At 48.4% G+C, this 22,893-nt stretch carries 18 protein-coding genes; 1 reads left to right on the forward strand and 17 read right to left on the reverse strand.

Annotated elements, in window-relative coordinates; all coding sequences use genetic code 11:
• Nucleotides 1-52: 52 nt before the first annotated feature.
• From J2736_RS07955 to J2736_RS08020, 14 genes are all read right to left on the reverse strand, one after another.
• On the reverse strand, nucleotides 53-2,959 hold the full coding sequence (locus tag J2736_RS07955) for an Ig-like domain-containing protein (protein ID WP_310225072.1): 2,907 nt from the start codon (nucleotides 2,957-2,959) through the stop codon (nucleotides 53-55).
• A 16-nt stretch (nucleotides 2,960-2,975) separates the two neighbouring features.
• Nucleotides 2,976-3,851, reverse strand: coding sequence for a carbohydrate ABC transporter permease (locus J2736_RS07960; protein ID WP_310225074.1), 876 nt, complete (start codon nucleotides 3,849-3,851; stop codon nucleotides 2,976-2,978).
• Nucleotides 3,852-3,866: 15 nt separating this feature from the next.
• Nucleotides 3,867-4,829 carry an ABC transporter permease gene (locus tag J2736_RS07965; RefSeq protein ID WP_310225076.1) on the reverse strand — a complete coding sequence of 321 codons (963 nt, stop codon included), beginning with the start codon at nucleotides 4,827-4,829 and terminating at the stop codon, nucleotides 3,867-3,869.
• An 80-nt stretch (nucleotides 4,830-4,909) separates the two neighbouring features.
• A complete protein-coding gene (locus tag J2736_RS07970; RefSeq protein WP_310225077.1) occupies nucleotides 4,910-6,559 on the reverse strand; it encodes a type 2 periplasmic-binding domain-containing protein in 1,650 nt (549 codons plus the stop codon).
• Nucleotides 6,560-6,644: 85 nt separating this feature from the next.
• Entirely contained in the window at nucleotides 6,645-7,961 is a 1,317-nt protein-coding gene (locus tag J2736_RS07975; RefSeq protein ID WP_310225079.1) for a neutral/alkaline non-lysosomal ceramidase N-terminal domain-containing protein, read from the reverse strand.
• Nucleotides 7,962-8,126: 165 nt separating this feature from the next.
• Nucleotides 8,127-9,740 carry an extracellular solute-binding protein gene (locus tag J2736_RS07980; protein WP_310225081.1) on the reverse strand — a complete coding sequence of 538 codons (1,614 nt, stop codon included), beginning with the start codon at nucleotides 9,738-9,740 and terminating at the stop codon, nucleotides 8,127-8,129.
• 23 nt (nucleotides 9,741-9,763) lie between these two features.
• Nucleotides 9,764-12,082 carry a helix-turn-helix domain-containing protein gene (locus J2736_RS07985; protein ID WP_310225083.1) on the reverse strand — a complete coding sequence of 773 codons (2,319 nt, stop codon included), beginning with the start codon at nucleotides 12,080-12,082 and terminating at the stop codon, nucleotides 9,764-9,766.
• A gap of 226 nt (nucleotides 12,083-12,308) precedes the next feature.
• Complete coding sequence (locus tag J2736_RS07990; protein WP_310225085.1) at nucleotides 12,309-13,328, reverse strand: zinc-dependent alcohol dehydrogenase; 1,020 nt, start codon at nucleotides 13,326-13,328, stop codon at nucleotides 12,309-12,311.
• A 17-nt stretch (nucleotides 13,329-13,345) separates the two neighbouring features.
• Nucleotides 13,346-14,230 carry a dihydrodipicolinate synthase family protein gene (locus tag J2736_RS07995; RefSeq protein WP_310225087.1) on the reverse strand — a complete coding sequence of 295 codons (885 nt, stop codon included), beginning with the start codon at nucleotides 14,228-14,230 and terminating at the stop codon, nucleotides 13,346-13,348.
• A gap of 59 nt (nucleotides 14,231-14,289) precedes the next feature.
• Nucleotides 14,290-14,448, reverse strand: a complete 159-nt coding sequence (locus J2736_RS08000) for a M24 family metallopeptidase (protein ID WP_310225088.1) — start codon at nucleotides 14,446-14,448, stop codon at nucleotides 14,290-14,292.
• Between the two features lie 9 nt (nucleotides 14,449-14,457).
• Nucleotides 14,458-15,117, reverse strand: a complete 660-nt coding sequence (locus J2736_RS08005) for a cyclase family protein (RefSeq protein ID WP_310225090.1) — start codon at nucleotides 15,115-15,117, stop codon at nucleotides 14,458-14,460.
• A 407-nt stretch (nucleotides 15,118-15,524) separates the two neighbouring features.
• Complete coding sequence (locus J2736_RS08010; protein WP_310225092.1) at nucleotides 15,525-16,385, reverse strand: creatininase family protein; 861 nt, start codon at nucleotides 16,383-16,385, stop codon at nucleotides 15,525-15,527.
• The gene (locus J2736_RS08015) at nucleotides 16,382-17,404 is read right to left on the reverse strand and encodes an aldo/keto reductase (protein WP_310225094.1); all 1,023 of its coding nucleotides are present in this window, start codon (nucleotides 17,402-17,404) and stop codon (nucleotides 16,382-16,384) included. The genes J2736_RS08010 and J2736_RS08015 overlap by 4 nt, the downstream gene beginning before the upstream one ends.
• Nucleotides 17,391-18,755 (reverse strand): hypothetical protein, encoded by a 1,365-nt coding sequence (locus J2736_RS08020; RefSeq protein WP_310225096.1) that lies wholly within the window; start codon nucleotides 18,753-18,755, stop codon nucleotides 17,391-17,393. Before J2736_RS08020 ends, J2736_RS08015 begins: the two co-directional genes overlap by 14 nt.
• A gap of 160 nt (nucleotides 18,756-18,915) precedes the next feature.
• Between J2736_RS08020 and J2736_RS08025 the strand changes: the two genes are divergently transcribed.
• Nucleotides 18,916-19,815, forward strand: a complete 900-nt coding sequence (locus J2736_RS08025; protein ID WP_310225098.1) for an AraC family transcriptional regulator — start codon at nucleotides 18,916-18,918, stop codon at nucleotides 19,813-19,815.
• A 109-nt stretch (nucleotides 19,816-19,924) separates the two neighbouring features.
• Here J2736_RS08025 and J2736_RS08030 read toward each other — a convergent pair whose 3' ends face one another.
• The 3 genes from J2736_RS08030 to J2736_RS08040 are packed head-to-tail and all read right to left on the reverse strand — an operon-like array spanning nucleotide 19,925 to nucleotide 22,873.
• Complete coding sequence (locus J2736_RS08030; protein ID WP_310225100.1) at nucleotides 19,925-20,692, reverse strand: SDR family NAD(P)-dependent oxidoreductase; 768 nt, start codon at nucleotides 20,690-20,692, stop codon at nucleotides 19,925-19,927.
• A gap of 20 nt (nucleotides 20,693-20,712) precedes the next feature.
• A complete protein-coding gene (locus J2736_RS08035) occupies nucleotides 20,713-21,708 on the reverse strand; it encodes a zinc-dependent alcohol dehydrogenase (protein ID WP_310225102.1) in 996 nt (331 codons plus the stop codon).
• A gap of 16 nt (nucleotides 21,709-21,724) precedes the next feature.
• Nucleotides 21,725-22,873: a mandelate racemase/muconate lactonizing enzyme family protein gene (locus J2736_RS08040; RefSeq protein WP_310225104.1), complete on the reverse strand. Its 1,149-nt coding sequence runs from the start codon at nucleotides 22,871-22,873 to the stop codon at nucleotides 21,725-21,727.
• Nucleotides 22,874-22,893 lie beyond the last annotated feature (20 nt).

Here is a 22,893-nt window from a genome sequence, read left to right on the forward strand (position 1 = left end):
CTCACCCCTTTCCAATTGGATTTTGCATGGTTTTTGTTATCCTCCAAGGTTTCTATTGTTGTGCATTCGATTGATCATGAGGTATGGATACAGTAGCGGAAGCTGATGTTTGATGGCCCGCTTGGTCGACGGCGGTATACGTGACTGTGTAAATCCGACCATTTCCGTTCCCATTGCGTTCCGCCCGTAATTGGAAAGTCACGTCCGTCGATCCGATATTTGCAATGATATCTACATCCCCCGCATCCGTTTCATTACTAGTGATCGAGGTCAAGGTTATCGCCGCAATCTCAGAAGCTGTGTCTACCGCGCTCGGCTGCGCATGGATGGTCACCATCTTGTGGTTCGGAGGCCACAGCGACGACGGATCTAGCGTAACGGTTAAGACTGGCGCCGTTTGGTCAATGTTAATTGGCAGCACCTTCGCTTGTTCCACGTTCCCCGCTGCGTCGATCGAACGGTAAGCGAGGGTATGAGCGCCATCTGTCGTGATCGTTATCGGTCCGCTGTACGTTGACCAATCCGCTGCATCGTCCAGACGATACTCTGTTCGGTTAACACCCGTATCGTCGTCCGCCGCACTTAAGCTGATCGTCACGTCGGACGTAAACCAACCGTTATGGATGTTACCCTGCACCCCAGCGCTCGTTACTGGCGGTATACTATCGGGCATTGCGAGAAGCTCCAAATCGATGACCCCCATTTTGTAATTGGTGGACTCTTCGTTCTTGCCGATATTCAAGAACGTAAGCTGATGAACGCCTTTCGTCAGCTGCATCGACCCGATCGGCTCGAACACGGTACTTCTTCCCGTCGAACCGTAAAAGTTATAGTCAGAAAGCGACTGTCCATCCAGCTTAATCGAATACTTGCCGTAGCTGGTCGCCTTAAAGGTCGTCATGCGAAGCTGGTACAGGTGTGTTTCCGGCACATCCACACCGAATGTGATGGATTCCCCTGCCTGATTGGCCTCGAATTGCAGTGTTGGTGCATAGATGATTGTGCCCGTGGTTTTGGCAATGAGAGGCAGCTTAGTAAACCCGGTTATCACGGATAAACCAGGCTGCACGGTAATCGTGAATGTAGCGGAAAGTGTTACTCCGTTCAGCGTCACGTTGGCTTTTAGGATAGCTGTCCCTGGGGAAATCGCAGTGACAAGCCCCGCAGTACTGACGGTTGCGACTGCGGTGTTACTGCTCTGGTAGGCGATGGTGGACGTTTTTAGTGAAGCCGGCTTGCCATTCGTCGCTGTCCCCGCAACCGCCAGCTGCGTCGTCTGTCCCTTGACTAGAGAGCTGCTTGGTGCAGAAAGCGCGACGGATGCAATCGTAGGCGCTGCGATAGTGACGGAAATATTCATCCGTTTCGTTACACCATCCAACGTCACATCAACATTGAGCGTGTCCATTCCACTATTGATGCCTGTTACTAAACCAGTTGAACTGACAGACGCAATGGTGTTGCCTTTCATATAGTAGCGAATCGATGCGGCGCTCAAATTGGCTGCGCTGCCGTCGCTCATCAGACCAGCTACCATATACTTCTGGGTTTGCCCGATTTCCGGCGTTGGATCACCGGTTTGCAGCGAAATGGACTGCAATCGCTCCGCCACCTTAATCAGTACCGCACTGCTCTTTGGTGTCCCATTTCCTCCGACGACAGCCGTGATATTCGCGACACCATTCGAGACGGCCGTAACCAATCCGTTTCCATTAACCATGGCAACAGCAGGGTTGTCGCTTGTATACAGCGCACCGCTCAAATCATAGGATGATACGATTTGTGTCGTTTCTCCGATGCGAAGCGCACGCGATACCGCCTGAATCGTAAAACCATTCGGATCGTATTCATAAGCTCCGATATCGAAACCGGCGCCTCGAGGTCGTGTTTTCCCATCCAAATCGACCGCAGGTGCATCATCCGGTACCCCTGAGTCGATAGCAGGCGATGTATATTTGATATGATAATTGCCGCCGCCCGCCGAGTCGTAATACACAAATTGCGGATTAGCTGAAATGGTGCCAACAGCCGTTAATCCGTTCTGCAGACTCAGGTCGTATATACTGTTTTGGAAAATCAGATTGTTCGTGTACGTATTGTTTGTTCCGGTTTTCCCCTGTTCGGAGATCCCGTAACTATTATCAAAAACAATGTTGTTCGATACATGGATTTCTTCAGCTGGTCCTTGCGTATGCCAGAAATCGCCCCCGCCGATGACCATACCAAACCACGAAGAGAAAATGGTATTGTTCGCGATCGTGACATGATTGGCGTCGTGCCAAAGGTGAAGGGCAGCACCACCGTTCTGGTAGACGAGGTTATTTTTGACAGTGCCTGATGTGCTGACATAAATACCTTGTATGAAACTGCATCCGGCGTACCCGATGTTATGGACGATGTTGCCGCTGATTTCCGTTTCCACGCCATAATGATAATAATCGGTGTTAATGGCTGCTCCACCGCTGCCTGTGCACGGGATGTTCGTCGCAATATCGTGAACGTGATTATTTTTGATCCCGACATAAGAACCTTCATTATATAAGCCGTTGCGCGTGTCGCTGCCGTTCCCATCCACCTCAAAACCTTCGATATCCACGTAACTACCCTGATTATCCCAAACATAACCACTGGCATTCACGGCAGGAGGAACGAGGCGCGCCCCCCACAGGACATCGGACACATAGCGGATGCGGGCAGAAGCCATCCCGTTCGCTTTCGTTTGAAAGCCGCCTGTGTACGTCCCCGGCAAGACGTGAACAGTGGTACCAGGCGCAGCAGCTTGGGACGCTTTAAGGATCGTCAGAAAAGGCTGCGCCATTGTGCCAGGATTGGAATCGCTGCCTGTGGACGAAACATAATAATCCGTTGCGGCTGCCAGCGCTTTCGGAACTCCCACAATAGCTAAACTGCAAATGATGGCCAGACTCAAGCTTGCCGCAAACATTTTTCGGCCGAACATGAATTCACTCTCCTCGTTATTCCTTAATGGCGCCAATCATAACGCCCTTCACAAAAAACTTCTGCAAGTAAGGATAAAGAATGAGTATCGGACCCGTGGCTACGATGATCGTCGCATACTTGATGGTTAGCGCGACCTGCAGCTTATCCCCGCCGGAATCCGCTGTCATGCTGTCTGTGCTGTTACTGATGAGGATCTCCCTTAAGATCAGCTGCAACGGATAATGCGTACGGTCCCGAAGATAGATGAGCGCACCAAACCAGGAGTTCCAATGAGCAACGCCGTAAAACAAGATCATAACGGCTACGACAGGCAGAGATAGCGGAAGCACGATCCGGAACAAAATCGTAAAATCGTTCGCTCCGTCCATTCGCGCCGATTCCTCAAGGCTGACGGGGACCGCTTGGAATGCGGTTCGCATAATAATCAAGTTAAAGGAGCCTACGGCCACCGGGATAATGAGCGCCCATAAGCTATCGAGCATGCCGAGGCTGGTCACAAGGATGTAATTCGGGATCAAGCCGCCGCCAAAAAACATCGTAAACACGATCATAAACATAATGATGTTCTTCAGCATGACGTTTTGCCTGGAAAGAACATAGGCTCCCAGCGAGGTCATGAAGATGTTGATCATCGTGCCAACGACCACGATGAACAGAGTGTTCAAGTACCCTGTTTGTATAATCGGATTATGAAAAACCGCTTTATACGAGCTCAAGTTGAAGCCGTGCGGCAGCCAAATCAACCCGCGTGTTCGCGCTACCCATGCCGGATCACTGATGGAGGAAACGAATACGTACCAGAACGGATACAAGGTGACAAACACGAGCAGCAGCATAAAAAGGACATTGCCGATATCAAACATTCGTTCTCCCATTGAGCGCCTAATCATCGCGTTTCCCCCCTTCTACCAAAGCTTTGTTTCGGTTAATCGTTTACTTAGCGAATTGGCCATCACGAGAAGTACAAAGTTGATGACGGAGTTAAATAAGCCAATTGCGGCGCTGTAGCTGAAGTTGGCCTCTAATATACCCTTGCGGTAAACATAGGTGCCAATCACATCTGCTGTTTCATAGGTGGCGGTATTATACAAGAGCAGAATTTTATCGGTATTGACCGACATCAAACTGCCGATTTGCAAAATCAATAGGATAATAACCGTCGGCATAATGCCGGGTAACGTGATGTGGTAGCTCATCTTCAGCCGGCTTGCCCCATCGACTTTGGCCGCTTCGTAGAGTGAAGGGTCTATGTTAGCCATAGCAGCCAAATAGATGATGGTGCCCCATCCAATGTTCTGCCAGACACCTGAACTGACGAAAATCGTTCGAAACCATTCAGGCTTACTTAGGTAGGCTACCTTCTCCATACCAAACAGAGAATTCAGCATGTTCGTAAGCAACCCGTCCCTCGCCAAGAAGTCAACAATAAAGCCAACCACAACGACCATCGAGATAAAATAGGGCAAATATGCGATCGTTTGCACGATCCGTTTAAACAGCGCGCTGCGAAGCTCGTTCAGCAGGAACGCCAACACAATCGGGGACGTGAATTGAAAAATGAGTTCGTAGGAGCTAAGGATCAGTGTATTCCGAATTAGCCTACTGAAATAAAAGCTATGGAAAAACTCGTTAAAATATTTAAAGCCTACCCAATGGCTGTGCCAGATACCTGTGCCGGGCGAGTAGTTCTTAAACGCGATTTGGATGCCGTACATCGGACCGTAATGAAACAATAAGTAATAAATGACAACAGGTGATACCATGAGATAAAGATAGCGATTCACTTTCAAATCCCGCTTCAACCGATAGCCGAACTTCGTTCGGTCTACATTTGGAAGCGTCGTCACTGACTTCGATTCAAGCTGCATAGACGATTCCTCCTAGTTCGAAGGAGAATGGGAGAGCCGTAACAAGTAACAGCCCTCCGCCTCCTTCATCTGCATGGTGCTTACGATTTTTTCATGTATCTCTCATACTGCGTTTGATAAATTTTCGTAGCGTCTTCAATCCCCAGCTTTTTGAGCGTGGCGATGAATTCGTCAAATTTGGTAAGCGGCTCTTGCCCCATAATAAACTTGTTGATCATTTCGTATTGATATGTCCGCAGATCCGTCATAATGGACGCGATTTTGGCCTGTTCATCCGAATTGAGGTTGGACGGCATGTATTTCGAGTGATCGGCTTTCGTCCAGGATCTCATCGCATCTTGCGTATCTGGGTCTGGATGCCACTGCAGATCCGCGTCTTCATCGGCTTGGAACGGACCGCTCGAAGCGACAATCGTAAACATGCCGAGCGCTTGCGTGATCGATAATTTGTTCGGATTTTTCGTAATCGTCTCGGTGTATTTCGGCTTTCCGTTATCAAGGGTATAGCTTTGACCTTCTACACCGAAGTTGTACAGCGTCTTACCTTCCTTGCTGTAGCCATAATCGAGCCATGCTGCAATCTGTTCCGGATTTTTGGCCGAAGTCGTGATGGCTACACCGATGCCGCTCCATTGGGCGGTTGGTGCGCCGGCTGATACTGCAAGCTCGCCCTTATTAAGAGAAGGTACCGGTACGCCGACCAACTTGAAGCCCGTGTTTGGATCCTGCTGCCGCTTAAGCTGCAAATAACCGCCTAATCCGCTTCCGCCCCAGCCGGCTTGCGAGCCGATCAGATCATTTAAGGTCTTGCTGTCTCTTAGCTTAACGTCGGAAGTTAAATAATCCTTGTCGATCAAGCCTTGACTGTACCAGCGATTCATCAATGTCAAGTAATCCTTGAACTTCGGCTGGTAAGGTCCATATTTGACGATGCCGTTCTCTTGGTAGAAAGCGGCGTTGAGGCCGTATGCGCCGAGAAACGGATAGCTCGTTTCGTAATCGGTTTGGCGATAGAAATAAGGGATTTCATCCTTTTTGCCATTGCCATTCGGGTCCCCGTCGCGGAATGCTGTCAGAACCTTCTCCCATTCGTCGACTGTTGCTGGCGGCTGAAGTTTAAGCTTATCGAGCCAATCCTTACGTAAAAACAAACCATGAAATACAAATACCGGGTTGTCTTCGCCCACAAACGGGAACGCGTAAATATTTCCGTCGTCACTGGTCAGCTGGCGTTTCAAATCGGGCTTATCCTTGAGCATTTTCGATAAATTAGGGGCATATTTGTCGATAATCTCATTCAGACGAAGGATCTTGCCGTCCTTGATCGCTTTGTCCGGGGAATTCGCTTTCCACGCATACCCCATTACATCAGGAAGCTTACCTGTCGCCATCATCAAATTGAATTGATCCTTCACCTGTTGCTCACCTGCTGGTGGATGCTGAAACTCCACCTTCGTCCCTGTAATCTTCTCAAGCTGTTTGTAGATACCCATCTCGCTGTAATTTTTGATGGAAACCGCAGCATCGGTATCCATGGTTACCCAATACGAGAAGGAAGCTGGATACTTCGGACCTGTGGTCGTCTGAGCTGCTGTTGGTTTTGCACTTTCGTTCGTAGGACTCGTAGTGCTTGATGTCGGTTGAGTTTCGTTGCTGCAAGCGACCACCAGGCCCCCTAGCACGGAAATCGAAAGTACGGCCGCAATCTGTTTCTTACGCTTAAAATTCATACCGTGAACCCCCCTTAAATGGTGAATATTGTGAGCTGCTCGGCTCGATTTCACTATATAAAGAACAGGTTCATGCGCATATAGCCTAAATTAAATATGGGTTATCCGGATTAAGTATTGTCCGTTTGAGAAGCTGGGAAGCCGCGTCACATATGGCTTTTTCAATTCCTTGGGAAAACGGTGCAGGCAATAAATAGTAGTGAATGGACTCATTTGGTTCATAGCCGCCTTCGGCAAGCTGCTGATCTGTCGGAATATAGCCCACCATACCGTTGCTGTATGCAAGCGGAAGCACGCCACCGGGATGCAGGTTCTTGATGAACAATCCGTACTCAACCATGATTTCCCCGTTCATCGCCAAGAAGACGAGATCATTAGCAATCGTAACCTGATTCAGTTTAAGCGGAATATGCGAGGTAACTCGATTGGGTTCCGCCAGCAATCGCCGGCCCCATGCCCCGACCAACCCCGACTCTTCCGCCGACTGCTGCAGATGCATAGCGTCCGGCACTGACTCAAACGGAAGCTGCACCTCTACGGATTCCGCGTTGATCCGTCCGAGCTCGAGCTGCCGCATCGGCTGTCGCAGCACCTGCAGGACGACGTCGGCTAGTTGCGTACCGAGCCGCTGCACCTCCTCATCCCCCCCACGGTAGAAGGCATCCCCGTTGATTAAGGCAGGACGGATGTCGCCGCAGCAGCCTTGTAAGTAAGAAGCAATTGCCCCGTCTCCGATGGCCTGCTCCACGCGTTCCATGGCAATGCCTGGGAATTCCGAACTAACGAATTTATGATCAGTCGTGGTCGGATGGCAAGCGTAATGGATCAATACACCTACCGTTTCGTTCGTTCGCTTGCTCCTGAATCGGATCACGCTGACCTCAGAATCGATCAGCCCCTCCTCGTTTGGAGCCATGGTCATCACACCATCTACGAACTTACGGCGGTGAATGCCAAGCTGGCATTCGCCGGATCCCCGCTCGATGACGACGGGTTTCCGCTGCTGGTAGGCCTCTTCGACCGCTTCCAACAGGCTGCACTCCAATGCTTCCATGTAATCAGTGTTCATAGGATCGGGAATATCAAGCGTTCTTGGACCGCTATGTGTATGGGTCGCATGCAGGATTATCGATGCAGGTTCCAAACCGAATCGCTCGAATAGCAGGCTCTGAATTGCTTCCGTGCGTTCCGTGCTCCACGCAAGAATATCCGCGTGTATCAATAATGCTTTACTTGCCAGGCTTGAGGCTTCCGTTTGTTCAAAAAACCAAACCTTCAAATATAACGGATGATTAATGCCTTCGAAATCGCCGTGCCGATGACCGAATCCGGCCAGCGGCATCGGGCTCTGCGGCGTAATATCCACTTTTGCTGTACCGAGCAGAAGCTCCATCATTTCCATATTCTCATCGACTCCTCACAAATTGGGTTAAAGGCCGGATCGAGATCGGGCCATCTCTACGACTATATAACGGGGGCTAATCCAGCCAAATAGTCCAAATTAAACATCCGTTATCCCATTTACTTCTTCTGAAAGCAAAAAAGACGCCTGATAGCGTCTTCTCCTTCACTTCCTCGAATATCGGTCGTAGGCGGTCTGATTAATGCGAATAACTTCATGTAACCCTAGTTTATTCAACTTACGGACATATTCATCGAACGCTGACAACGGTTCCGCGCCCATAATAAACTTATTGACCATTTCATCTTTATAGGTCAAAAGGTCGGCCATGATCGAGGCGAATTGCTCCTGTTCTCCTGCATTCAGCAGCCCATTGGGCAGCGCTCTCGAATGATCGGCTTTTGACCACTTGATCATCGCGTCAGCCTGCTCGGGATCGGCATGCCATTGTTTGTCTGCATCAGGATCCGTCGCGAACGGACCGCTGGACGACTGTAGCGAGTAACTCGACAGAGCCTGAGAAATCGTCAATCCTGCAGGATTGTGAAGAATCAGATCGGTATACTGCGGCTTTCCATCCTTCATTGTGTAGCTTTGACCTTCCACGCCGAAATTGTACAAAATCGACCCGTCTTTCCCATAGCCGTAATCGAGCCAAGCCGCAATGCGCTCCGGATGGGTTGTTTTGGCCGAGATGGCTGCGCCGAGGCCAATAATGAGCGGCCTTGCCAGCGATATGGGCGTTCCTCCTTCTTTAAGCACAGGGAATGGAACACCGATTAGGCTAAAATTGGGCAACTTCGCCTTCATGGCCTGCATATAGGCGCCGAGTCCGCTACCAGCCCAACCCGCCACCGCGCCGAGCTGGTTATCCAACATGCGTCCATCTCTTATTTTGATATCAGAGGTCAAATAATTACGGTCAATTAATCCCTCTGCATACCATTTGTTCATCAAGGTCAGGAATGTCTTAAACGCAGGCTGGGCAGGCCCATACTTGACCAAGCCATCTTCCTGATAAAAGCCGGTAGTAATGCCGAATGCGCCGATGAAGGGATAGCTCGTCTCCATATCCGTTTGACGATAGAAAAACGGAATTTCGTCCTTCCGTCCGTTCCCATTCGGATCCCCATCACGAAAAGCCCTCAACACCTTTTCCCAGTCGTCGATCGTTACCGGTGGTTTCAAATGCAGTTTATCAAGCCAATCCTTGCGAAGCATGAGTCCGTGGTATGCAAAAATTTGCGGATCGTCGCCAATCGAGGGGAACATGTAAATATTCCCTTCGTCACTCGTCAATTCTTTTCGAAGATATGGCTTCTCATTCAGCAGTCTAGATAAGTTCGGCGCATACTTTTCAATAATTTCGTTTAATCGTAAAATTTTTCCGTCTTGAATCGCTTTATCCGGGCTATTCTTTGACCAATCCGTATAGATGACATCGGGTAGCTCGCCAGAGGCCATCATCAAATGAAACTGATCCTGCGCCGGCACTGCCCCAATTGGGGGATGCAGGAAAGTAACCTGGGTTCCCGTAATTTTCGTCAATTGCTTGTAGAGTCCCATATCCCCATAGCTTTTTAGTGTAACAGCCGCATCCGTATCCATCGGCACCCAATAGGTTAGAGAGGATGGGTATGGGCTAGAATCATTTAGCGGGGAATGCCTTACTGGCAACTCAGCGGTATCTTCGCATGCCACAGTAAGGCTGAGCATCGCACAGACCACCAATGTTGATTTCAGCAGCGAGACAATTCCCTTCTCACGATAATGGAGCATGCCCACATCCCCTTTCTTCCGCTCTATCGACTCAGCATTTCGCGATACTTGCCTGGCGGCACGCCTTCCACCTTCTTGAAAAATCGGACAAAGCCGACCGCATTGGCGTACCCGACCTTAAGCGCAATCTCCGCAATCGTCATATTCGGATCGGATAACATGCTTTTCGCCTGCTTAATGCGTACGGTGGCAATATAGTCTGTAATGTTCTCTCCGCTGTGTCGCTTGAAGAACGTCGACAAGTATTGAAGGCTGATTTGAAAATGATCTGCCATGGAAGCGAGGCTTAAGCCATTTTCCGAATAATGCTCGTCGATGTAGTGACAAATACGGCCATATAATCGATCACCATGGTCGGTTTTTTCTTCCCGTGTCAACGTGCAGATCGCCTGGTAAATGTCTTTCGTTCTCTGAATGGCTTCTTCGGCCGTCGTACATTCAACCAAGACTTTCGCAGGATCGAACGAGTCTTTGAATGGCGATTTGTCGGTAAATTGCAGAGCGTTCATCACTTTCACAACGGTGCTGAGCAGATCAATCAAAAGAAACTTCCCCATTTCCGGAGTCATAACATTCGATTGGAAATTCGCGGTATAAATCTGATTGAGGAGTCGTTCCGCGCTTGTATAGTCGCCGCTCTTGGCAAAGTTCATTAACTGGACTTCGTCCTCCAGCTGATAATGGTAAAAGCGAGGCTCAAAGCCTGCTATTTCTTCATGATAAATGATCGAATTCGCGCCCTTAATCATGCGATAATCGAGTGCGATCAACGCCTCGCGGTAGCATCGACCGATGTCCTCAAGCCCCTTATGGAACTGGCTAACCGCGATCGATATTTTCAAATGAAAGCGATGGACTGCTGTTTTCTGCAGAAGATCGATAAGCGCCGCCACCTCCTGCTTGATCGGGCCGGCATTGCTGCTGACATTGAGAAGGATAGCCATTCGGCTGCGATCCATCTCTACGGTAAAACCTCTACTGTCTAACAGTTCGCTGCTTATATTGGAAAGGATAAATCGCACGTGCGCCCATTCCTGCTCCGTATTATCTTGAATAAAGTCGCGGCAATCCTCGATATCCAGCACAATGACACCGAAATAGTCATATTCAAAATGAACGTCCATGAAAGCAAGGGAGTCGTCGCTGAGCGACGATTCGTCGATGTGTCCCTTAATCAGCCGGGATAAGAAATTGGCCTGGATAACGGGCGCATGGCGTTTTAATGTTTGGCCCATTTCCTTATTTTCGCTAAATGTGCGGACGAACGATTGTTTGATATAATCGAGCTCATTTTCGTCAATATCCTGTTTATGTGCGGTGTTCTCTTTCATAATGGTTTGGACAACATCGCGAATCGGGGAATAATTGCGGTAAGCCATGATATAGGAAGCAATAATTCCGGCAACGACGATCATGGAAAGCAACAGCAGTGCGATTTCCTTTACCGCGTTCACTTGCTTCAACACCACTTGCATCGGGACGACCGAGACGAATTTCCAGCCGTTCTGCCCTGTCGTATAGGATAGCATCATCGATTGATTGTTTTGCTGAAAGGTTTGGTACCCAGCCTTATTTCCAAGCTGCGCAAACACACCACTTCCCAATGGGCTCTTCTTTGCGGTCGTCATGATGACCTGATTGTGTTCGTCAAGAATATAAATCGAGCTTTGGTTCACCTTTTCAATCTGTTTGATCAGTCGATCAAATTCTGCTTCATTGATGAGGATGACGAGATAACCCTTTACATTCACGGTTTCTCCAAGCGGGAGGGACTGGACATACGTTAGGACGTTGGTGACCCGCTCGCCTTCCTTAATCGAAGTGACCGGAAAATACGATTTGTAATGAGCGCCAGTTAACAACGTATCTCTGACCCAACCTGTGCCTTTTTCGTTAAAGTTGAGGATTTTATCAAAATAGAAGGAGGAATCTGCTTTTCCGGATGAGGTGAGAATCATATCCGAATTTTTGAAGTAGGTCATAAAATCATAGATAAAGCTAGTGGATTTATTGGCATTGCGGAAATCTTTCATAATGTCGGCTAAATCGAACTCGTTCTTCGTATAATCGGTTTCCAGGTTACTGAGAGACCATTGAAGCTTCGGATTAAAAGCAAGCTGGACGGCCATGCCATCGACCTCTTTAAATCGGTCCTCAACGACCAGCGTTATTTGCTCGAGCAAGCCAAGATTGGTTCGGTTCGCATTGTCCACCATGATGCTCTCTACCCGATGATAGAGATATACGCCGGCTGTGACGGGAAAGAGTAGGATGGCGATATACGAGATCAGAATCGTCATCAGGATACTTTTTCTTCGATTCGACTTTCGCAGTCTATTCATTCTAAACCACCCTCCCTATTTCGTCATGTTTCGTGGAGAATTTACATTGTCCGACAAATTTAGAGATTATTCAGAATTATCAGACTTTTAGATTTAAAATAAATCCCTTCGGACTCCCTATTTCCATATCATAACCTGCCTTCTTTCTCGAGACAAGACTATTTCTTCCAGTTCTATGCAATCGCAAAAAGCCGGAATGTACCCATTCCGGCGGATCTGTGCTCGGTTAAGGCACGAGCAGCACCTTGGCGGTTTTCCCAGGTTTCGCGATAAGCTGATCGAACCAAGCCGCACCTGCCTCCAGCGGAGCTTCCTCTATCCACTCGTCAAGTTCGACCCAACCGTGTGCGAGGTAGGCAAGCGCCTTCTCGAAGGTCACGGCTGAGTAGGCGAATGAGCCGAGCAGCGAGATTTCACTGCGGATCATCGTGTTAACCTGCAAGGACGATTCCGCCTCGTGCAGCCCTGTTACGATGACTCGCCCGCCAGGCGCGGTAAAGTCGATGCACTGTCGGCGCGTAACACTTGCCCCGACGGCGTCCACGGCAATGTCTGCCCCGCCGCCGGTAAGGCGTCGTACTTCAGCAGCCACGTCGGAAGTACTGTTTGGCATTATGGGGATCGCGCCAAGCGACTCGGCGATTTCGAGCCGCTCCGGACTGAGGTCGATCGCATAGAGGTCCGTGACGCCATGCAGCTTCAGCGCCTGCAGCGCGAACAGGCCGATTGGTCCCATGCCGGCGACAACCGCCCGTTCGCCGGGCTTCGGTGCGGCCAACTCCGCTACCCGCACACCGCAGGCGACCGGCTCGACGAGCGCTCCACGTCTGAGCGGCATCCCGCTAGGCAGCGGGTAGACGAAGCGCGCCGGGATTTTGACCAGCTCGGCGTTGCTGCCAGGAAGCGCAGCGCTGAGTAACTGTCGCGACGGACACAGCTGCTGCCGCCCGCTCAAACAGTAGCGGCACTCGCCGCATGTCACGAGCGGGTTCGCTGTCACGTGGGCACCGACGTGCAGCCCGTTGCGAACCACGCGTGCGCCAAGCGCTTCAATCGTGCCTGAAAACTCGTGCCCGAACACCATCGGCGGCTTACGGAGCGCATTATGGCCTAAAAATCCGCTCAGTTCTGAGCCACATATCCCCGAGTACGCGACCCGGATCAGCACCTCGTCTTCCAGAGGTTCGGGGTCTACTAGTTGACGAAGGTTCATCTCTCGCGGACCTTCATACACCAATGCTTTCATCAGTTGACCTCTCCCCTCTAAACAGCCTTATGCCCAAGCCCCGCTTTAAAGCCGAGCATGACCTCTTGCAGACGATGCTCTGTAACTGGGAGCAGTGGCGATCTCACCTCGTTACTGGCGAAGATGCCCAGCTGGTGGAAAAGCGACTTTGTTGTGGGAATTTCATCCCCTGGCCCGAACATATGAATGAAAGGTAGAATCACTTCAGAGAAGATGCGGTAGCTTTCTTCGCGTCTTCCTGCTTTGTAGGCTTGCCAGCTTGCGCGGAACTCTTCCGGATAAATGATTGGGGCAATGATCATGCTGCCATCCACCCCGGCCTCGAACGAACGGAAGCAGATGATGTCATCTCCACCGAACACGGTCAAGCTAGAACGAGCTTTGAGTTGACGAATTTTTTCGAAGTGGTGATCCGTCATTTTGATCGCTTTGATCTGTGGAATGTCGCTCGCCATTTGGAGAAGCTCATCCGTCGTAAAATGCGTCTTTGTCGTCACGGGATTGTCGTAGAAGACGATGTCAAGCTGCGTGCCTTCTGCCAGTTGCCCTACATAATCCGTCACCATGGCTGGCGAATTCGGAAAATAATACGGACTTGGTACAAGCGCTGCTCGTACGCCGCTCTCTTTGGCTGCGCAGCCGATGCGAATCGCTTCTTGCAAATTCGTGTGTCCGAGACCAATGACGAGCTCTTTGCCTGCCGGCATTTTCGGAGCCATATAGTTAACGATGTCGATTCGCTCCTGCATGGACAACGCCGGGGCTTCTCCCGTGCTGCCGCAAACGACATAGCCTTCGAGGTGGTCGATCGTTCGTTCCATTAGGCGATCTAAACCAGCGTATTCAATTTTACCCTGTAGAAATGGCGTTGGGATTACAGGAATATTGCCTGATAATGTCATAATGAGTCCCTCCAAAATTTTATTTACCAACACTCGTCAAACGGAGTCAGATTCTCGGATCATCCATCGGCGCGAACGACGTACATATTTTCTATTCGCACCCCAGCTCCCTCTAGATAAATGCCTGGCTCTATACAAACGACAATCCCTTCATCAAGAACCTCTTCACACTCGGCCATCGCTTCGAGCAAGCTCTTCTGTAGTTGCCACATGTTCATAGATCACGTTTATCCTCCTTCCGTGATTGGCATTAGGATTGCCCGGCAAGGCGCACCGCAGACACCTGGGATGGACAGCGGTAGTGCGGCCAGCATCCATGGCCCCGTTGCCGCCTTCCGCAGACCGACTAGTGGCGCAAGGAGCAGTCTTTCCTGCTTGAAAAACTGTCGGCACAGTGTCCCGTCATCCGCACGAGGATCCTGCATGCAAGGAACATCCACCCCCAGTAGCCCGACATCCCGTTCAATCACCCATTTCATCGTTTCCTCTGTAAAAAACGGACAATGCGTGACGAACTCTGGCTCCTGCCATCGCTTATCCCAACCGGTCGCGATCAGAAGCGCATCCCCCGGTCGGTGGGCATGCCCCTCGCAAGCTGCCGCAAGTTCAGCTGCCGTAATCGGCTCTAGCTCCCGCTTATCCGAGAGCTGCGCGATCCACGCACGGCGGACGAAACTCTCAACCGGCAGCTCGCCTATCGTCTTCCTACCTGGCAGCAGGTGATCGGCAGACTCGATATACGTTCCGGCCAAGGTGTGCAGCTGTAAGCGATGGCCTTTCCAACCTTCGCCTTCGAGCATGGCTACTTGTTCAATTTCCACTGAAGGAAGCGGGTCGCCGTATGTCCACATCCCGTTCCGAATGGGTCCAGTAATGTCCAGTATCATGGCATGCCCCCACCGAGGTGAGTCACCTCCTTGCCCACAAATTTAATTTTCGATATAACAAAAACATATTTGTTATATTAAATAATAATTTTAAAATAACATTCCTATTGGTATCGGTCAAGATATTTTCGCTAAATTCACTATTTATTTTCAAAAATCCAAATTACTTTTTTATATGACAAATAAATAGTCTCCTCCAGTTGCAAGAGGCGTTATTTCAAAGCTCTCAGCGATCTTTTGAACCGCAAATAACCTCTTGGCTTGGAGGCCAGGAGGTTACTTATATCAATTGAATTAGAAACACTATTTACAAAGGACGGATTCGTTTTTCAGTTATTTCGAATAAAACCCGTTCTAATGTTCGCCCGGTTTTTGATAAAACAAAAGTTCTGCTACTATGAGCATACTTATCGAAGCTTTATAAATTCACTGTTTTTGTACCGATACCCCCTTGATACAGGAAGTTGCCCCTCTCTGGGCTGAAGCGAAGCAAATCGATGATCGGATTGAACTATCTGATCCCAGAACTGTTCTGTTGTTTGAAAAGACAGGAACTGACTATCCTCGGCGGCACCTCTGCTTGCAGCAAGTAGCTGGACACGTTCTGCAAGTGAAGCAATACATGCGTTAAGGATTTCCTCTCCGTATTCAGTTGTGGCTTCAAGACTGGAAGGATCCAAAGCAAAACGTTTGCCGTCATCCAAAACCGTCCGGGTTGCATCGACTAAATCCGGACGAAGGTATAGAAATGTAGATATTTCGTATTTTCCAGCATGATCACCCGGGTATTTCCCCCCAGCTAAGGCAAAATCAGTCGTATACATCACCTGCATGCCTGTTAAATGCTCAAATTGAAAGCTGATCCATTCCAGATCGGCAACATGTGCACCACCATGGCCAGAAACGACAACCGCTGTGCGGAAACCCGCATTATAAAAAGTTCTAAGTAAGTAAATGTATAACTGAAAAAAGACATTGGATGGCACTGAAGTCAGACGAGGATTAAGCGCCCCTACTTGATCCTCTAGCCAGCGTGCCGAGGGACCGTTTTCATGAATATGATAGGGCATCGTTGGCGCAACGATGCCCCCTGTTCTGCGAGCTGTTTCTTGGCAAATAAATTCCGCTTTAAACGTATCCAATCCGAATGCGCTAATTAGCCCGTGCGGCTCACATAAGCCTAATGGCAAATAAACGACAGGACATGCCTTCAACTTTTCCTCAAATTCGCGCGGAAATAATTCAGCCCAACTTACAATCTGACTCATAAATATCTCCTAGCATGATAAAAGTTACGGATCCATCGGTGTTGATAACATAGTTCTTCATAAACTTGATTGGCAAGTGGAGGCTGCTGTGAAGCTGCAATGTTCTGTTCGGCATATTCATGCACTTGCATCGAAGTAATGGCGACTGTGACTCCTGGATCCTGAAGAGCAAACCGAATCGCTAACTCCGCAAGGCTTCCGGCATGTTCTGGCACATAAGAACGAAGAGCGTCCACTTTGCTCATATAGGTTTCTCTGGGAAGGACATCGAAATAACTACGCCGGAAATCACCTTCGTTGAATACGGTATCTTGACGAAGAAAGCCGGTTAGACCACCTTCATCCAAAATGATTCTGGCAATAAATGCAACGTCATGTTCCTGGCATTCCGGAATGACTGCATCCAGCGCTGTCGAGTCAAAAATGTTAAAAAGCGCCTGTAAAAAATCAATGTGTCCGCTGCGAATCAGCGAAAGTGTCAGATCGTGACGATGATCGATTGCAGAAATGCCAACAAAACGCGTTTTGCCTTCCTCTTTGAGACGCAGAAGTTCCTCCATCCAATAATCGGTTCGATCCCAGATCGGCCAATATTTATGAAGCTGAAGAAGATCGACACATTCTAGTTGCAGCTCTTGGAGCGACTTCTCCAGTGATGCGCGAATGGAGCCAGGGGGAAAAGCTTCTTCTACCCGATGCGGCTCGTGCCAGGCTGCTCCCGGATGCTTGCGGCCGCCACCTCCGGCCATCGCTTCCGCTTTCGTTGCAATGAAAGGCTTATCTCCACGCCACTGCTTGATCGCCTTTCCAACAAGTTCTTCAGACCTGCCATATGCTCGAGCAGTATCGATAAAGTTAATCCCCTTTTCCAGCGACATCAAGATCGAACGAACCATATAGTCATCGTCCTGAGATCCGAACATGCCGGAAAGTCCCATCGCTCCAAAGCCTAGTCGAGATACTTTTTCGCCGCTTCGGGGAAGTACAGATAAGGGCACAGTAGCATTAATATTTGTCATAAACAAGCTCCTTTGTCGTAAATCCGCACATTTCAGGAAAGTGCTTTAACAGGTGTCCAATCTCTTCATCTGGAATGCCGATGTTTTGAAGACGACGGGCACGGACCTTTTCTTGTACCGATTGAGCCGTTTGAAAATCGTTGATATGCTCGAAGAGCTTTGCCCCCCACTTTTGTCCGAAATCGACATGAAGCCGCTCATCAGCTATATCAAATTCGGACTGAATGGCTGATTCCACATCGCCAAATTTCCAGAAAGCATCGATGGACTTCCTCTTTTTAAAGAAAGAACATGGCTCTGCAATCATTGTTAGGCCGGCATAAAATTCGGGGAAAATCGAATCTAGATTATCTTGCGTAAGCGATTGCGTACCTGCCCACAAGAACTGCTCGGTATCGTAGCCCCACTGACGCAAACGCCGAACCCCCATCTGGCTATGACGCGCTTCATCCCACGTATGACGGGCAACGTCAAGGTAGAACTCAATCGGCATCCCCTGCACACCATAATATAGATAGGCTAACGATTCAGCCGAAGTCATTTCGGATGCGTTGATAAAAACCATCTGTTTGACACTGTCATTCACTGGACTACTCGGATGCCGCAATAAATTTCCCTCACCATGTATGGCCGGGTCAAACAAAGGGAAACGCTTATCGGGCGCTGCCACAGTAGGAACCGGACCAAGCGCAGCATCATTTGGCGGCGCAATCCATGCAACTTCCTTTGAATGCGCACCCATGAGCATAATAGCAATCATTTTTTTACAATAATCTTCCCATCTGTCTAGCCTGTCGAGATCTATTTGCTCTTCGGCTTTAGCATGAAGGATATAAGATTTCGTCCAATTTAAAAGTTCACTTCGATCTATTTCAGCGATTCGCAGCGTATGAAAAGAAGGAGCATCCAGAATTGGATCCATGTCTAGACGTAGCTTATCGTAAAAAGAATAAACTGCTGTAAGAATGAGTGCATAGCCTTGGGCAAATTCCGCTAGACCTGTTGCAAGAGAAAGTGCTTCAAAACCATCCTGAATGACGGCAGGCGTGCGCGATCTATCGTTCAGACCTGGTCCTGGCAGTTCTTGTATACGCTCCTTAATCGCTTTCATATGCAATGTATGCAAATATGACATACGCATTAACTCGCCCTTGATGTCCCAGTCAGGAAAGCAAGGTACCCAGCCCATCGTCATTCGTGAAAGTTCAAACTCGAGCCAAAACAGTGTCATTAATCGGCGGTTCGTATCAACGGGACGAAGTTGTTTTCCCCCGACGGATATATCATCTGGCAACTCAGTACGATCAATATCAACCTCAAATTCCTCTCCATTCTGTTGCTGCAGACCCATAGTAAATCCCCCCCATAAGAAGTGAATATAAATTTCATTTAATAAAAATGTTATGCTTTCAATCATTATTATAATGGTATAATAGATCCGAAAGTGCTTCATACATGAGGTGAAATGACGTTATTCTCAGATGTATTTGTTAACATGGAGGAACTTTACTTTGAATACACCATTAAAACCGAAGCATGTCCAACATTTGGGACTTCACCAATTTCCTTATCGTTCCGTTTATCGTAGTAACTTAGACTATAAGCAGGATGTTTTTCACTCTCATCAGGGTCTGGAGCTATACTATGTACATGAGGGATCCGGCATTTTAATTTGTGACGGTTATCAACTGCAGCTTTCTCCTGGTATGTTAGTTGTATTTCGGCCCTTTCAGCTCCATCGCATGCGTTTTCACATCGATGGTTGTGTCCGTTCTTTTCTTTTGTTCGAGCCTGCAGCTTTACAGACATTACTACCAGCCTTCCCTACGGCCAATCAGTATTTACGAAAGCTTTTGGAATCTCCTATCCCCTCGCCTTTCCTAACTGATATTAGTGAGAACCATCCTTTGATTCAAAGCATGCGACTCCTACATGAAGCCATGCATGAAGCAAACAACGCATGGAATCATGTCTTGGAGTTATGCTCTTCCTCTGTACTGGCTATGCTGCAATGGCTGCATCAGCTTCAGCCCTTGAAAGATGGCGCCACCCGGGATCGTGACAGAGGGATCACACATATAGAGCGGGCATTAGAATGGATTGAAAGTCACTTAACTGAGGAACTGAGATTAGAAGAGCTCTCGCTCGTTCTTCATCTTCATCCGAACTATATATCGACCCTATTTCAACAAGAAATCGGTTGTTCTATCCGGGAATATGTCGCAATCCGTAGAGTAAATCTAGCTCGAAAGTGGTTGTTGAATTCAGATATGCAAGTGCAAGAAATTGCAGCCAAACTTGGATTAGCGAATACATCTCATTTTTGCAAAATGTTCAAAAAACACAGTGGCATCACACCTTATCAATTTAAAAAACAATTCAACACAAGCATATTGGCAACAAATATATAGAGGTAAAATAAAAAGGCAGTAAAAAGGCGGCTCTCGCTAAAGGCCGCCCTACTGTTCAAATTATAACGAATCTTATATCTACCAACCTTGTAAAGTACCAACCTCAATACTAGAGTTCTGCTGTCATCCCGCCATCTGCTACTAGCGTGGCCCCTGTCATGAATGAATTTTCCGGACTGGCGGCAAACAAAATAACTGAGGCGATCTCTTCAGGTTGTCCTACGCGGCCGATCGGTTGTGCTTCATTCCATTGCTTCATGATTTCCTCACGAGGTGTATTTAGGTTCTTTACACTGCTTTCCAGCATCGCAGTCTGAACCGCTCCGGGAAGTACAGTATTAACTCGTATGTTCTGGCGGGCATAATCGAGAGCAATAGCCCTTGTCATTGCGACTATTCCCCCCTTAGAAGCTGAATATGCGGAATATCCATCAAGCGTAGCCAGAGCATGAACAGAACTTACATTCACGATTGAGCCTCCGGCATTCTCAAGCATGTGGGGTATGACCTCCCTGCAAAACAGAAATACGGAGGTAAGGTTATTCGTTATCACTTGATTCCACTGTTCAAGGTTCATATCCGTAAGGCGAATTTGAGGACACATTGCCGCATTATTCACCAAAACGTCGATCTTCCCAAACCAATCCAGCGTAGTTTGAACTACCCTTTTCACATCACTTTCAAGAGCAACATCCGCCTGCACGGCAATAGCTTGGCCGCCTGCGTCACTAATTTCCTGTGCGACAGCCTCTGCTTTACTAGCCGTTCTATTGACAACAACAACCTGTCCACCTTGGGCAGCGAACTTGTGTGCAACGGATCGCCCAATGCCGCCACCGCCACCTGTCACGATGATAACCTTCCCTTTCCAAACCATTCCACACACCTCACTTCTTTTTACAAACTTAATATAATTTTTGCAATCCTACCTGGACCGGAAATCAATTTCTCAAAACACATATTACCTTCAGCTAAGGGTGCGTATTCAACCCATGGGAGCATATTCACTCTACCTTGTCCTATCCAAAGCAGCGCGGTTTCAAAATCTTCTTGTGAGTAAGCAAATGCCCCCATAGTTGTTATCTCACTGCGAATCATGTCGTTTACAGCCAACTTACTTTCAGCTTCATGCAAACCAGTAAAGATAACCTTGCCTCCAGGACGGGTTGCCTCTATGCTTTTTCTGCGAGTCGTTTCAGCTCCAACTGCATCAATAACGGCATCAAAATCTCCTTTTAATAATGGATCAAGCTGATCCAAGTTGGTGATGGCAATTCCGCCTAGTTCCTTAGCAATTTCGAGTCTAGTTGCGTTTAGATCTACGATAACAATGTTCTGAAGGCCATACACATGAGCTGCCTGCAAGGCAAACAAACCGATAGGACCAGCACCATAAATGAGCAATCGTTCAGTTGGCGTCAATGCCAGCATCCGGCATACATGAATCGCGCAAGCAAAAGGTTCGGCAAAAGCACCTTCTTCCAATGATACGTAATTCTCCAATTGAAAAACATTTCTCGCAGGTACAGCAATATATTCGGCAAATGCTCCCGGTCTGTGCGCCCCTAGTAATTTTCTCTCGCTACACAATTGAGACTGACCGTTTCGGCAAAATCTACATTGTCCGCAAGTCACCAATGGGTTAGCTGTAACACGGTCTCCAACTTGCAATCCATTTACCTGTGAGCCCAATCTTTCAATGACTCCTGAGAACTCATGTCCCATGATAAGCGGTGGCTTACGGAGTGAGTTATGACCTAAGTAACCACTTAGTTCGGAACCACAAATCCCAGCTCGCTTCACTTGGATTAACACCTCATCTTGCATAAACTCAGGGATTGGAACCTCACGAATGTTCATTGCCCGGGGACCTTCATATATTAATGCTTTCATGTTGATTACATCTCCTTTAATTGACTCTCTCCCGTTTTTCCCAGCCTTGTCTAAATAATGGCAGCCAATGGCCAGGATCATAGGGATGTTTGGAAATTTCGTCCAAATTAAGATCGAAACCTAGTCCGGGTCTTTCCGGCGGCTGCAGGTAACCATTCTCCACTTTGAACGAAGTAGACAGGATATCCTGTGCCCAAGAAGCATTAAACTCATCGAAAATTTCATGCAAGAAAAAATTCGGACTTGCCATGTTCAAATGAGCACAGACAATGGAACAAATCGGACCTTGTGCACTGTGCGGAGCGGTTACGCCGTTATGCGCATGCACCATGCCGCAAATTTGCTTGGATGCGCTTAGTCCCAGGAATTGCGGCTCCAATTGAATAATATGCACAGCATCATGCTTGAGTAGTTCTGCGAACTGCTCGCGATTATAGTAATCCTCGCCAGTTGCAATAGGCACAGGACTACGTTTAGCCACTTCAATCACAGATGATTGCCGATATGGCGGAACTGGCGCTTCAAACCAAGTCGGACGATACAGTGCCATTGCATCTGCAAACTGTAGGGCTGTATGCACACTGAAACGGTTATGCCCCTCGATTAAGATATCAACATCCTGGCCAACCGCCTCGCGGACAACGGCTATTCTGCGAATTGCAGAAGTGAAATCTGATCGTTCTACGGTACGCCACGCTGCCCCAAACGGATCGAACTTTAACGCCGTATAGCCTTTAGCCACGACTTCTTTTGCTTGGTGAAATAAGCTTTCTTCATCTGTACCGCCACGGTACCATCCGTTTGCATAGCAGCGCAGTTTATCATGACATTTCCCTCCAAGTAGCTTGTAAACTGGCTGTCCTGTTGCTTTACCCATAATATCCCAGCAAGCGGTTTCAATTGCTGCGAGCGCGGAACCTTGAATTTGACCGCCGTCTGAGTAAACGTCCCGGATCATTTTTAATGAAATTGTCTCTACATCAAACGGACTCATACCAATGACTAGATGCTTAAGTTCATGGATGGCTGCCTCAACGGTCTTGGCAAAAGCATTTAATGTTCCTTCCCCAATCCCTGTGATCCCTTCGTCGGTATGAACTTGTATAAAAAGCCAATTTTTCCATGAATTACCTATAATATAAGTACTAACATCTGTAATCTTCATGCTCTGTACCTCCTAGAATG

The organism is Paenibacillus qinlingensis (assembly GCF_031455095.1).
Classification (GTDB): domain Bacteria; phylum Bacillota; class Bacilli; order Paenibacillales; family NBRC-103111; genus Paenibacillus_E; species Paenibacillus_E qinlingensis_A.